Source organism: Chloracidobacterium sp. (assembly GCA_025057975.1).
Lineage (GTDB): Bacteria > Acidobacteriota > Blastocatellia > Chloracidobacteriales > Chloracidobacteriaceae > Chloracidobacterium.
In genome coordinates this window covers 117033-130174 of sequence record JANWUV010000011.1, presented here as the reverse complement: position 1 = coordinate 130174, position 13142 = coordinate 117033, and the positions used below count along the sequence as shown (strand labels likewise).

Below are 13142 nucleotides of genomic sequence, written 5' to 3'. Positions count from 1 at the left end.
CCGCAAGTTCAGCTTCGGATCGGCATAGTGCGCCGCCACCACCTTCATCACCCGATCCATCAAAAACGCCTCCGCCGTCGGCTCTAACTCCGCCGTCGGCGGCAACGGAAACAGCTTCCGCAACCCCTGCGCCGCCACCCACACCTCGTCCGGCGACGCCGCGCTCAACAGAAAATCCGCCGACACCACATTCCGCACCTCCAACGGCGTCCCCTCGCCCCAAAACTCGTGCGCCCGCCGCAAAAACACCAAACACGCCGCCGGCGCCACCCGCCGCAACTCGTTCACAATCCGCCGCCGAATCGGAAACAGCGACACCCCGACGACGATGATGTGATACTTGCCCAACTCGGCTAGCCGCGCCCCGGCTTCCGCTAACGTGTAGGTCGCCGTCACCGGCAACCCGTACTTTTCCACCGCTTTCGCGGCGTGGTCGAGTTCGTCAATGACGGCGACGCGGCACGCCGCCGGCCAAGTCTCCTGCGTGTAGTGGCTCATCCTGCCCCCTCCCCAACGCTGCGTTTGGACTCAGCGCCAGACCGCTGGTCAACTGGCTAGGCTGGACAAATCCGCCGCCACCGGCGACGGTACTTGATTTGCTGCGCCGGGGCAAGAAATTTCTGCGCCAAAACAAGAAATGATTTTTCCGGTCACCTCCGCCGTCTGCCACCCCACCTACCGCGCAAAAGCTTGTCGCTGCGCCGTCAGTGCGTATCAAAAACAACTCTACCAAGGTCACGGTCAACCGTCCGCCGCCGCAGCCGCTCAGCTTCCTCTAGCTCTAGTGCAATTATCGGAAACTCATAAAGCACCCGTCCATGCCCATCGGTTCGGATTTCACCGGGTAAGTCTCGTACAAGTCGCGCCAGAATATCCTCAACGGTTTTCTGGGAGAGTGGCTCAAGCGTTCCTGGCGCATTGACCGCCTGCACAATCTGCTCGGCCGTTTGCGCGCAACCGCGACTGGCGAAAATCACCTGCATAACGCGCTTGCGCCGGTTTTCAGCAACACGACGCGCTTCATTGATCAGCACACCCGGTAGACGCAACAGCGGCACAGTGAAAAAAATAAATGAAAACAAAAAAGGAACAACGCCGAGCCAAAGAGTGGAAAATTCCTTCTCTGAATTGCCGAACATGATGACTAATGAAAAGATTAGGTTAAATCCATTAAGAAAAATAATCAGAACATTCATACCGAATGTGTTCCCTGTCAACAAGTAAGGTGGCTCGTATTCGTCCCAATAGTATAAAACCTCTATGTCGTCCTTGTCAGTTGTTGTCCGCAGCAGTCGGTCAAAGCGGCCGTACATAATCTTGCGGTCGCTAACACAAATCTCGCCGTGAAATCGCCCGATACAGTCTGAAAATAACAATGCTGCTGAATCAGAAACCAATCCCGTTAGCGCCTTAATGTCGCTTGGAACAAGAATGCCACGGTGGCGCCGCAAAAAGGCGGCAATTTCTCTCTGATTCTCAAGCGGATCACGAGTTACACGGGGCGGACCAAAAACAAAGTCATAAACAGAAGCAATGAAACCTTTTTTATCCACCCCTTCTTGGAACAATGCCGGCTGAGGTTGGTAGGCAGCATAAGTATATCCCCTTCGGTCAGTTCGCTGCTGCTTCTTCGGCGTTGCAGTCTTCCACTCAAAAATAGTAATGAATAACCGAAGCAATCTGGTAAGTAAGTCGCCAATATTTGACCGACTGTTCCGTGAACTGCGACGATCTTTGCTGCTAGAAAAAATACCAACAATGGCGGTAATGAGAATTGAAAGAAAGATGAGAAAATAAACAACTAGCGTGACAGTGATCCAGATTTTGAAAAATAAGACAAAGGCTTTCCAAAGGAAACTAAGTATTTCATCTAAATACTCACGCCATGACTTTTCATTACGGCGATGTAGACGTGAACCAAAGTCGTAAATGATATCGCCATTTTCTGTCACCTGAAGGCGACAGTCATAGCGCATTAGCAGCTCACGGAGAGCGTTTTCGGCTTCATCCAGCGAGAGTCCGGTCAAGGCGGCAGCCTCGGTGAGCGTCAGGCGGGTTCTACCCCGCATCAGCGATCGCTCCATCAACTACAACGATTCCGCTGGACTCAATGTCGTCATAGCGTCTGAAATGGCGCCCCATTTCCGGCTGCCACAGCTTCGCCGTCATCGGACGCCTCGGCGACCGACGCGGATGAGAACAAGATTACAAGGCAGGCTTTCTCTCGCCGGGCTTACTTTGACTCAGAGTACCAGTCTGGTCCCAGACCGATAATTTCAATCCCGGCCAGATAACCTTGGGCGTCACGGGCGACGGTGCGAACAATAGCTTCACCGCGCCAGTTGTGCGCCGGGACGGTCATTGAGAGCGACGATGGGACGGGAACCTGCCGCGCCAAGCGAATGCACGCCCCGGAACGGCTCACGTCCACTGTCTCGGTTTCCTGCTCAAAGGCGTTGCCATGGAGGTCTCGGCCGGTCACTGTCACAGCCACCGCCAGCTTACGACGCGGTTCACGTCGCTTGGACGCCCAATCCAACTGGCGGCGCAAAAGCGTCTCAGGTTCAGAAAACACCTCAGAAAACACCGGGTTGTTGTTCGCCGCGCTGCGGAAAAACATCGCCTGCGAGGCACCTGCCGCCGCCAACTCGTCGCCCCACAGAATCCGGTAGACGTTGACTTCGTTAAGCTTGCCCTTGACCTTCATCCCGCCTAAGGGAACAAAAGCGAATTCACGCTCGTCGTCGCCAAACTTAACGCCTCGCTGTATCAGGTCGCGCAAACACCACACCGTGGTTTCTCCCACCAAAATTTCTCCCGGCTTGGCGTTGGCTTCTAAGCGAGCCGCTAGATTCACGGCGTCGCCGATGACGGTGTAGTCCGTCCGCAGCTTAGAGCCAATGTAACCAGCCGTCACTTCGCCGGTATTGACGCCGACGCCGATGCTCAACTGCAAGTCTAGGCCCTGTTCGCTGAGATCGGCGTTGACTTCCCGGATGACCTCCTGCAAGGCGATCGCCGCTTGGATGGCATTGACCGGATCACGTTCGCCGGGTTGAGGCGCGCCAAACAGCGCCATGATGCCGTCGCCGATGAATTTGTCGAGTGAGCCGCCGTACCGGAAAATCACGGCTGCCGCCCGCTCAAAGTAGTTGTTCAGGATGGCGACAATTTCCTGCGGCGATTTGCGCTCGGACAGGGTGGTGAACCCCCGAATGTCAGCGAACATCGTGGTGACGACTTGGTTGACACCGCCTAGCTGGAGGCTGTCCGGGTCACGGATGATTTGATCCACAACATGCGGCGGAAGAAACCGGCGGTATGCGGCGCGCGCCTCCGCCTCATGCAGCAGGCGTTCGTGCGCCATAATGTTTTCTAGTGTCAGCGCCACGGTCGAAGCCAAACCCGTTAGGTAGTCCACGTCGTCCTCAGTAAAGCCGTCCAAGTGCAAACTATCGGCGTAGATGACGCCCAGCGGCGCCTCTTCCTGGCCCAGCATCGGAACGCACATCAGCGATTGTACGCCTAGAATCGCTGTCCCCGTGACGTTGCTCATATCCCGACTCAACAATGAGACGCCCTCTTGCATGACTTTGCGCATCACCGTTCGGTTGATGGGCATCGCCGCGTAGGCCTGGCGCATCCGGTCGTCTCGATATTGCCCCCATTCAATCGTCGGCGTGTCGTCTGCGCTCAGCTTGCCGATAAGCACCCGCCCGGCGTTGGAGATCTCGAAGACCTGCCGCGCCACCTCTGCGTAAATCGCGCGAATGTCGAATTGGCGCGCCACCTGCCTGTTGAAGTCATAAAACAGGCTCAGCATCCGACTGCGTTTCTCTAGCAGGTGGAGTTGCTCGGCGCTGACGGCTACCTGCTCCGAACCGGGTGATTTGACGGCCCGAAAACCGCTTGAGGGCTTCCCCATGACCTCGCCGGAACGCCCGAGTGCCAACAACTCCGCCGCTTTCTGAAGCTTCACTGTTCCCGTCAGCGGCTTGTCGTCATAGCGTACGTCAACGCCTTTTGCCGGCAGCCGAAAAACCAACTGGTGGCTGCCAATGGAGATTGTATCGCCGTCCTTCAGGCGCACCGCCGCCGTCACCAACACGTTGTTGAGTCGCGTACCGTTGCGGCTCCTTAAGTCCACCAACTGATAACCGCCGTCCGGCAGCGCCTCAATCTTGGCGTGCAACCGGGAAGCGCGCTCATCCAGCACGATCACGTCGCTGCTTGTTGCTCGCCCAATAATCAGCGGGAACTTCCGACACTCGTCCACACGCCGCTTGGTGGTTGGCCCACTGACGATGATGGTTGGGTACTCCATAAGTTTCCTATGCGCCTCCCTCAACAGCGACCACCTCGGCGGCCGGCGACAGCGGGGACCAAGTGTAGTTCACATCAAGCGCCGCCACTTGCACCGTCGGAAGGTTCAACGCCTTGACTTCCTCCATCACCCGCTCACGACAAAAGGGTTTCAGATTCACCGCCAGCACTTGTGTCGGACGCCGGAGCTTTGCCAACTCGCCGACCAGCAGGCGCGGAGAAAGATGGCGCGAAGCGTTGGCAATCGGCTCATTGGCATTGTCGAAGGCGACATCCACAAAGACGGCGTCCAGACGCGGCAAGGCGTTGAGCGTGGCCCAGAACTCGTCAGTTACACCGGTGTCCGACGTAAAGGCGACGCACACCCCATCGGCGTCTTCGATGATAATCCCAGCCGTTTCCACCGTATGTGTCACGGGAATCGCCGTCAGGCGCAACCCGGCGACCTCAAACGGCTTCCGCCAGACAAAGGGTTTGAAGGTCAGCAGCTCGCCGTGCGCATTCCGCAGGCGCGTGAAGTCAGGCCAGATAACATCGTTGAAAATGTGCCGCCGCAAGCGCTCAATATCGGCCGCCGTGGCGTGGATGCGCACCGGCGTCTGAATCTCGGTGAACAACTCCGAGAATATAAACGGCAGTGAAGCGATGTGGTCCAAATGGACATGCGTCAGCACAATGTCCTGCACCGCCAGCAACGCTTCACCATTCAGATGAAAGGCCAACGCCCCGGCGTCAATTGCCACTCGGTCGTTGACCACGAAGCTGATCAGTAACTGGCTGCTTGGGTCTGTCAAGCTCGGCAAGGCCCGTACCTGCATACTCCTCTCCCTTCCATTGCCCGGAGCTGATTCGCCCCTTTGCCGTTTGGCGTGCAGCTACAGCTTGCGTCGCCGCCTATTGACCTTTGACATAAATATTGACCTTTGACGTAAAACCGCCGCGCTCGCCCGCCCGCCGCCCGACTCAATGTACTCCTTGAAGCGCCCAATTGTAAGCCACAGCTAGACGTTGCTTTACGTCGCCACTTCGCCCCTCTGCCCTACATCTTGTGCCTATTGACCTTTGACATAAACACTATTGACCTTTGACATAAAAACTATTGACCCTTGACATAAAACTATTGACCCTTGACGTAAAACTATTGACCCTTGACATAAGGACATTGACCTTTGACGTAAAAACTACCCCGCTTTCGACCACCAGACGGAAGGCGCAACACCACAATATCTTGTGTTTGGGGCAATTTTTGGGTTTTTGCGTCAGCTTTAGGTGAACCAGCCCGCCTGCTATTGACCTTTGACATAAGACTATTGACCTTTGACGTAAAAAACCCCTCCTAGGAAGCATCGGCTATTGACCTTTGACATAAAAACTACTTAAAAGTTATTGACCTTTGACATAAAAATCTCCGTTTTTTTGGTTTTATGCCAAAGGTCAAGGTTTCATAGGTATTGACCTTTGACGTAAAAATTCGCCTGTAAATCATTGAAAATAAAGAACTTATTGGCGCTGTTAACTAAATTAATGATAATTGATGATGATGATGATAATTAAGTGTCAAAAATCTATTTGGCACATTTTCCGGCCCGCGCCGCCATAAGAGTTCGGTGCCATCCACCGCTGGTAGGCGTGGGCGCTGGGCAATGGGAGGAGGGTAGCCATGTCGGAAAAGCGCAGCCGCCGCAAAAAGCTTGAGACCGACGCCCCAACCGCCACCGCGGCTACGACTAGCGCAGCATCTCCGGCTGCGCTGCCGGCGGCGGCCGGAGGAAGCGACGACGATGCGGATAAGCCAGAGGTGATCCGCATTGCCCAAGATGAGTTCAACCTTGCGGTGTTTCCCATCGCCGTTCTCGACAAACGCGCTCAGAAAAGCAAGAACTACCTGACGTTCACTGAACACATCACCTCCAATGGGCGCGAAATCCAGCGCGTGTGGACAGTCATGCCCCACCCGATTGAGGGACTGCCCAGCACCACCGACGAAGACGTGTATGTGGCGCTGATGGAACTGTCTTATGAACAGGGCGCACAGAAGAAGGTCTACTTCAGCCGGTACGACCTAATTCGGCGGCTGGGCTGGCCGATGAACGCCAAGCATTATGAGCGGCTTGAAAGCTCGCTGCGCAAGCTGGCGGCGGTGCGGATTGAGGCCAAAAACGCCTACGTGGACCGCCACAGCGGCCGGTTGGTGGATGTAGGGATGAGCATTATTCAGGAGTTCAAGATTTTTGACGAAAGCGCTGGCAAGCGCACCGGGGCGAAAAGTTACGTTATGTGGAGCGACCGCGTCGCGCAGAGCCTCAGTGAGAAGCTTTTCAAGAAACTCGACGCGGATTTTTACTTCAACCTCACCTCGCCCATCGCCAAGCGGCTGTTTCGCTACCTCGACAAAAAGTTCGGCAGCGGCGACTACTTCGTTATCAACGTCCGCAAGCTAGCCTTTGAGCATGTCGGGATGTCGCGCGAGCTGAACTATGTCTCGCAGATTATGCAACGTTTGGAGCCAGCCCTGAACGAGTTGGTGTCCAAGCAGTTCTTGGTCGAGTGGACGCTCACGGAGGAAACCATCCACTTCCGCAAGAATCTGGAGTTTGGCGCGCGCATCCAGCAAATGGCGCTGCCCATCTACGACGTGATGGACGCTATGTGTGACGACGACCTCTCACCGGAGGAGCGCGCCGTCCGCGACGTGGCGCTCCACTTGGAAGGCCAACTGATGGCGCGCGGGATGATTGGGCCGGTGGCGAAAAAGCTTGTGGAGAGCTTCGAGTTGCAGGGTAAGCTGGAGACCATCGAGCAGGCCATCGCCATCTTCGATCGGCAGTACCGCCGGCGCAATCTCGCCAATCCGGGCGGGTTGCTCTACACGCTGATCGTCAACGGCCGGGAGGCGCTCCCCAAACTGCCGCCAAAAAAGCGAGCGCCGTCCACTGCCAAAACCACCCGTGCACGCGCTGAGAAGCCCGCTGAGGCGTCGGAAGCGGTGAACAAGGGGGGAACGTCGGCCAACACCGGTTTGCTTGTTCCTGTGCCTTCGCAGGAGCAGCTGCAGGAGTTGGAGCTTGGCTACCTTGACCACCTCGAACGAACCGGCGAAGCCCTGCTGGCGCAGCTCAAGAAAAGTGAACTCAAGGAGCTAGTAGCCAAAGAGCGTGAAGAGCTTTTAGCGTCCGACCGACGGAAGATTTACGCCCGCTGGGAGCCGGAGGTGTTGGAAGAACATCTCCGGCGGCTGGTCGGACGCAAACTGGCTGAAGCGCAGGTTGAGCCGTTCGCCGTGTGGTGCGCGGCGCGCGGCGTCACGCTGGACGCGCTGGTGGGCGCGCCAGCCGCGTCCGACTGAGCGCCCAGCGCCAACGGCAGGCTTTGACCGTCAGCCCTGCGGATGCAGAACGGCGCGCAAGGTTTGCAGCACTTGGGACGCCGTAAACGGCTTGTCAAGCCAAGCACGAACCGGAAGCTCCGCCATACGGTGACGGCAGCTTGTAGGCGAATCGGTGCACACGCCGATCAGGGGCAAGTCGGGTTGGACGGCGTGCGCCAGCGCCAAGCCACTTTGTCCCGTCGTCGGCAACAGGGCGTCAATGACGGCGGCAGCCGGACGACTGGTCAGTCCGACTCTTAATTCCGCATCGTCCCGCGCTACAATCACCGTGTAGCCGTTGGTTTCAAGCACCGTCCGCAGCAAGTCGAGCGTCGAGGCCTCGGTTTCGGCGATGAGGATCAACTCCCCTTGCCCGGTCGGCAGGCGCTCCGCCACGACGGACGGCGATTCGGACGCCTCGGCCGCCGGGAAGTAGAGCCGAAACGTCGTCCCGCGTCCAACTTCGCTTTCCAGCGCAATGACGCCGCCGCGCTTGTCTACAATCGAGGCCACGGTCGCCAACCCTAATCCGGTTCCCTTGCCGTGGGACTTGGTCGTAAAAAACGGTTCAAAAATGCGCTCGCGGATGTCGGGCGGGATGCCCAGGCCGGTGTCGGAGACCTCGAACAAGACGTAGTGGTCGGCCATTGTGCGCGGCCGTCCGGCGCGCAGCGCCTCAGCGGCGTCCACGTCGCGGGCCGCCAGCGTCAACGTTCCGCCCTGCGGCATGGCGTCACGGGCGTTGACGCACAGGTTGAGCAGCACTTGGGTCAACTCCGTTGGATCAATCTCGATTGTCCATAGTTTCGCCGGGTAATCCGTACGTACCTCGATGGATTTTGGGAAGGTTTCGCGCACAATCGCAGCCACTTCGCGCAAAATGTGCTTGGGTTGAGTCAAACCGACTGCGCCGCCGCTTTCACGGGCCAGTGACAGCACCTGCTTGATGAGCGCCGCGCCGCGCTCGACGCTATTTGCCATCATGTTGATCACTTCAGTGAGCGCCTCGTCCTGCAACTGCTGGCGTAAGATTTCAACCCCGACGCCAATCGGCGTGAGCATGTTGTTGAGGTCATGGGCGACGCCGCTGGCGAGCATTCCGATGGTTTCCATGCGTTGGGCGCGCAGGTATTGACGCTCCGCGCGGCGCTGTTCTGTGACATCGGTGGCAATGAGCAAAGTCGAGCGCGTGCCATCCGCCGCTCGTGTAACCGCCGACCATCGGCTCATCAAAATGAGTTCCTGTCCGTTGCGCCGGCGGGTTGTGAGTTCACCTGTCCACGCACCCCCTTCGGCCACAGCCGTTAGCGCCTCGCGCGGAAGTTCCCCGACGCCCGGAAAGAGCAAACGATGCGCCGGCTGCTCGTGGGCCTCTTCCGGAGTCCACCCAAACATCCGGGCTGCGCCAGCGCTCCAGAAGACGACCCGCCCTGTGTCGTCAATCTGGACGACGGCGTCGTGCGTTTGGTCGAGCAAATCCGCCAGTTCTTTGAGGCGGGCGGCGGCGGCGGCTCGCTCCGCCGCGCGTTGCTCGCGCTCATGCAGCAACAGACGGTAGCGGTTGAGGCGCACAATGGTGCGCACCCGCGCGCGCAGTTCAGCGCTATCGTAGGGCTTGCTGAGAAAGTCGTCCGCGCCGGCCTCAAGACCCTGGAGGCGGGAGGCTTTGTCGGCCAGCGTCGTCACTAACACAATCGGCACTTCACCCAAGACAGGATCGGCGCGCAGCGCTCGGCACAGCTCAAACCCGTCCATTTCAGGCATCAGCACGTCCGACAACACGAGATCGGGCAATATTTGCCGAGCCGCTTCCAGAGCCGCCCGGCCGTTGTCAACGCTCGTAATGTTGTAGCCGTCATTACGCAGCCAGACCTGAAGCAGGGTGCGCGAGGCGGGATCATCCTCGGCGATGAGAATCTTCGCTGTCATACCCCTTAAAAACTACAAAACAGAAACACAAAGCTTGCCGACCAATGCGCGGCGTGAACCGGCGCATCCGGCCGAAGGAGGGCTTTTTGACGCTTTCTATCACCGACGCGCTTACTTCACCACGGCGTCCGGAGCCGGCTGCTGCCTGAGGAGGAGCCGGATCGCCGCCGCGTGTTGCGATTCGTCGCAGGCGACGCCGGCGATGACGGGCAGCATGGCTTTGGACGCCAGTTGCGGCAGTAAGCCCAAGTAGGCGCTTGCAGCGCCGGCTTCCAACCCTAGCGCAAAGACCAGAATTTCTTCCGCCGTTTTGAGTTCGATTGGTGCGCCGCTTTTGTCTTTGAATGTGTAACTCGCCAACGCCATTACCGGCGTCGCCCCCAACTTGCGGATTTCCGTCGTCAGCAGATCCCGATGCGCACGGTGCTGGCTCTGGAAGTGTCTGGCCAACTCCAGCATTTCGCCTTTGAGCAGTCCCGTGCCTAAGCCGGCGTCGTAAGCTGCAATCGCCTGATGCTCAAGGGCCAGCCCTGCATTGAGCAGGGCAGCGTCGGCGTTGCGCGGGTTGCGTTGTCCGGCGGCCAAGCCGGTCAGCGCCGCTCCAACACCAGCGGCTAAGCCCAGACGCAGCGCGGCGCGGCGTGGTGGAACAAGTTTGCAGATGTCCTTCTCAACCTTTGGATGATGCTTTGTCATGGCTTCCCTTTCGTACGCGCCGGCGCATCCATCGCTGACTGGGAAAACTCCGCCAGGCGGGGATTACCGGGGTTGACGGCGGACAGGCGCGCCACAGCCGCTTTTGCGCGCGCTTTGTCGCCGAGCGCCAGCGCCGCTTCCGCTATCACCTCAAGGGCGCGTTCCGAGTATTCAGCAAGACGCTGAGCGCGTTCCGCTTCGGCAAGCGCCTCTCGAAACGCCGCCCGTCGCAGGTGAACATAAGCCAACTCAGCACGTACCTCGGCGTCGTCCGGCCGTCGCGCAACGGCCTGTTCGAGCGTTTTGACCGCCGCATCGTACTGTTTCAGTTCGGCTTGGGAAACACCTACGGCCAGGAGGGCGTCAAGACTGTCCGGGCGCAGATTGCGCGCCCGCTGAGCATAGGCAAGCGCGTCGGCGAACTTCCCAGCGCGATACAACGCCGCCGCCGCATCCATTTGCGCCGTGTAATCGCCAATGTTTTGGTCGGCGGCCCGCCGCACTGCTGCAACAGCCGGCGGCTCATCGGCGTCGTTCCCGGAAGTCAGCGGCAGATGGTCAGCCGGGAGCGACGCCGTTTGTTTCAGTGACAACGGCGGCGCAGTCTTTGTTGCGGCCGGCGGCGCGCTTCCCATGCCCTGACTTCCCACGCTTCGGCTCGGCAGCCAGCGCCCGACGCCGTAGCCGCCCACCGCGCCGAGCGCCAGCCCGAGCAGAAAGGTTTTGAATGAAAGGTTACCCACAGCTGAACCTTGGCGACGACGCTTCCTACCGCGTCGCCTACTTGAAACTGCGCCGCTATGAATCCTTGCCTGTATGGCAACTGTTACACGAGATCACCTGCCCCGCCTTCGGAAACTCCTTCGCCAGCCGCTTATGGCAGGTGATGCACCCAGCTTCACTGGCGGGGTTCTTCGAGTTGTCCACACCGTGGTAGGCTTCCATCGCTTCAATCGCCGGTACGCCTTTGAACTTGTGGTCTTCGTTCGTGCCTTCCACTGGCGACGGCTTCATGTTTTCGTCGGTGTGACAGACCGTGCACTTCATGACCGGCTCGCTCGCCGCGCCGTCTTCCTTCACCGCCAGCGTTTTGGAGTTTGTGTGATGACACACGACGCAGGTTGAGCCTTTGTAGTCCACGTGCTGCTGGTGGTCGAAAGGCGCTTTGCCCTTGTCGTCTCTATAACCAGCGTATTTTGAAAACGGCGGGTCGCTTTCGGTGTTGTCGAACACCATCTTCCCCGGCATTTTCGTGCTTGCATCTTCCACCGGCGTCAGGGCGGCCGAAGCGAACGGCGTCGCCGCCACCGTTGAACGCGCCGTTAGGAGCGATGGCAGCAGCAGCCAGCCTGCGCCCAGAATGTAAGCGGCGATGAGCCATTGTTTCATAGGGCTATGTACTCCTGTTATAAGTCGGCAAACGAAAAACGTCGCCAACGGTCGTAGTGCGTGTGCGGTGCGATGGCGAACGACGTCACAACGTTGGTCGGGTCAAATCGAAGCCGAAGATACACATCCACCCCACCGATGTCACGTTCTCATTGCTTGGGGATGGGTGCGCCTGCAGGGCCGGCTATCGGAACGAGCCTGTGGGCAAGGAAGCCCGCGCACTTGGAGACGTCGTTGGCGCGCCGAACAGCGGCCTAAGCTGCGCCGGCGTATGGCACTTCAGGCAATGTTCCTGCGTTGCTCGTCCGTCGGCGTCCAAATCGCCAAAAGCGCGCTTGCCGTCATGGCAACTAAAACAGCCCTGCCCGACGACTGTGCGCACTCCGGTTAGGTGCTGCTTAGCGCGCGGCGTCCCGACTTGGTTGGCGTATGTTCCGTCGAGGTTGTGACAGTCGGTGCACTTGCCCTGTTGGTGCGAATCATGCGTGAACTTGAACGAATATGACCGGACGCCCTGCATCTTGGCCGCCAGCGGGCGGAGTTCCTCCAGGTTGGTCGTGGCGACGTGACAGGTGTTGCACGCGCCTGACGCCAATGCGCCGGGCGGGACCTCGCTTTTGACGCCGATGGCCGGCGGGCGGTACTCGCTTGTCCGATGGCAGGCGTAACACGTCGTATGCGCCTCAAAACTCACTCCTGGTTGCGGCCACGGTAAAACCGTGTGGCAGTCCCGGCAGGTTTTGTCGTCCATCTTCTTGCCGGCCAGTTGGGGGTTCGGAAGATCGGATGGGTAGACGTAGTTTAGGTGCTCGCGGTGCTGCTCAGCCGTGAAAACAACGTTGTGGCTAAGCCGCGCCGGAAAGACATCCATCGCGTTGACGCCTTCCCGGTCGAGACCAACCTGCCGGTGACAGACATAGCACATCCCCGACCACGGTCCCGTCGGCATGTCCTGAACGGCTTTCGCCGCTGTGGGTATTGGTGCGTTTTGCGTCCGGGTGAACTCCGCCATGTGACAGGCCATGCAACTGGCGTGGCCTGGGTAAGGTGGTTTGTTAGCTTCTTTAGGGTTGTCAGCGTACTTGGCCAGTTTCTGGAGGTTCGCCTCGACTCCATGACAGTAGTTACAGGTCAACCGCGCATCTACTTGCTCGGTATGGTCGCTATGTAGGAACTTCGTGAGGTCTTTGCCGGGTGAAATCGTGACTGGTGTCAGCGGGCCGATTTCAAAGACGTCGGCTTGAATAGGCTTGGGCGTACGCGGTGTTGGCGTCTGGCGCGAACAGGCGGCGCACAGGACGCTTAGCGCAGCGCAGAACGTGACGACAAAAGTTCGCCAAGCAGAATAACAGGCAGAGCAAGCAAGGGACATCACGTGGCCACCACCGCCAAGGCTCAATACGGCAAGCGACGCGGGGAGAAGCTTTCCCATCGTGGC

10 protein-coding genes are annotated in these 13142 nt (G+C 58.7%); 1 reads left to right on the top strand and 9 read right to left on the bottom strand.

From position 1 onward, the window contains the following. The 4 genes from NZ585_11170 to NZ585_11155 all read right to left on the bottom strand — a co-directional run. Positions 1-498 (bottom strand): hypothetical protein (locus NZ585_11170; GenBank protein MCS7080589.1); only part of this gene is annotated, 498 nt, incomplete at its 3' end. A 206-nt stretch (positions 499-704) separates the two neighbouring features. Continuing rightward, positions 705-2084 carry a hypothetical protein gene (locus tag NZ585_11165; protein MCS7080588.1) on the bottom strand — a complete coding sequence of 460 codons (1380 nt, stop codon included), beginning with the start codon at positions 2082-2084 and terminating at the stop codon, positions 705-707. Positions 2085-2233: 149 nt separating this feature from the next. Beyond that, positions 2234-4324 (bottom strand): FHA domain-containing protein, encoded by a 2091-nt coding sequence (locus tag NZ585_11160; protein ID MCS7080587.1) that lies wholly within the window; start codon positions 4322-4324, stop codon positions 2234-2236. A gap of 7 nt (positions 4325-4331) precedes the next feature. Then, positions 4332-5141 (bottom strand): 3',5'-cyclic-nucleotide phosphodiesterase, encoded by an 810-nt coding sequence (locus NZ585_11155; protein ID MCS7080586.1) that lies wholly within the window; start codon positions 5139-5141, stop codon positions 4332-4334. A gap of 842 nt (positions 5142-5983) precedes the next feature. Between NZ585_11155 and NZ585_11150 the strand changes: the two genes are divergently transcribed. Next, positions 5984-7669: a replication initiator protein A gene (locus NZ585_11150; protein MCS7080585.1), complete on the top strand. Its 1686-nt coding sequence runs from the start codon at positions 5984-5986 to the stop codon at positions 7667-7669. 30 nt (positions 7670-7699) lie between these two features. Here the strand turns inward: NZ585_11150 and NZ585_11145 are convergent, their stop codons facing one another. From NZ585_11145 to NZ585_11125, 5 genes are all read right to left on the bottom strand, one after another. Next, positions 7700-9619 (bottom strand): response regulator, encoded by a 1920-nt coding sequence (locus NZ585_11145; protein ID MCS7080584.1) that lies wholly within the window; start codon positions 9617-9619, stop codon positions 7700-7702. Between the two features lie 111 nt (positions 9620-9730). Beyond that, complete coding sequence (locus tag NZ585_11140; GenBank protein MCS7080583.1) at positions 9731-10315, bottom strand: ferritin-like domain-containing protein; 585 nt, start codon at positions 10313-10315, stop codon at positions 9731-9733. Further along, positions 10312-11058: a tetratricopeptide repeat protein gene (locus NZ585_11135; GenBank protein ID MCS7080582.1), complete on the bottom strand. Its 747-nt coding sequence runs from the start codon at positions 11056-11058 to the stop codon at positions 10312-10314. Before NZ585_11135 ends, NZ585_11140 begins: the two co-directional genes overlap by 4 nt. Before the next feature lie 55 nt (positions 11059-11113). Continuing rightward, positions 11114-11704 (bottom strand): cytochrome c family protein, encoded by a 591-nt coding sequence (locus NZ585_11130; protein ID MCS7080581.1) that lies wholly within the window; start codon positions 11702-11704, stop codon positions 11114-11116. A gap of 184 nt (positions 11705-11888) precedes the next feature. After that, positions 11889-13076 carry a cytochrome c3 family protein gene (locus tag NZ585_11125; GenBank protein ID MCS7080580.1) on the bottom strand — a complete coding sequence of 396 codons (1188 nt, stop codon included), beginning with the start codon at positions 13074-13076 and terminating at the stop codon, positions 11889-11891. Between the last annotated feature and the right edge of the window lie 66 nt (positions 13077-13142).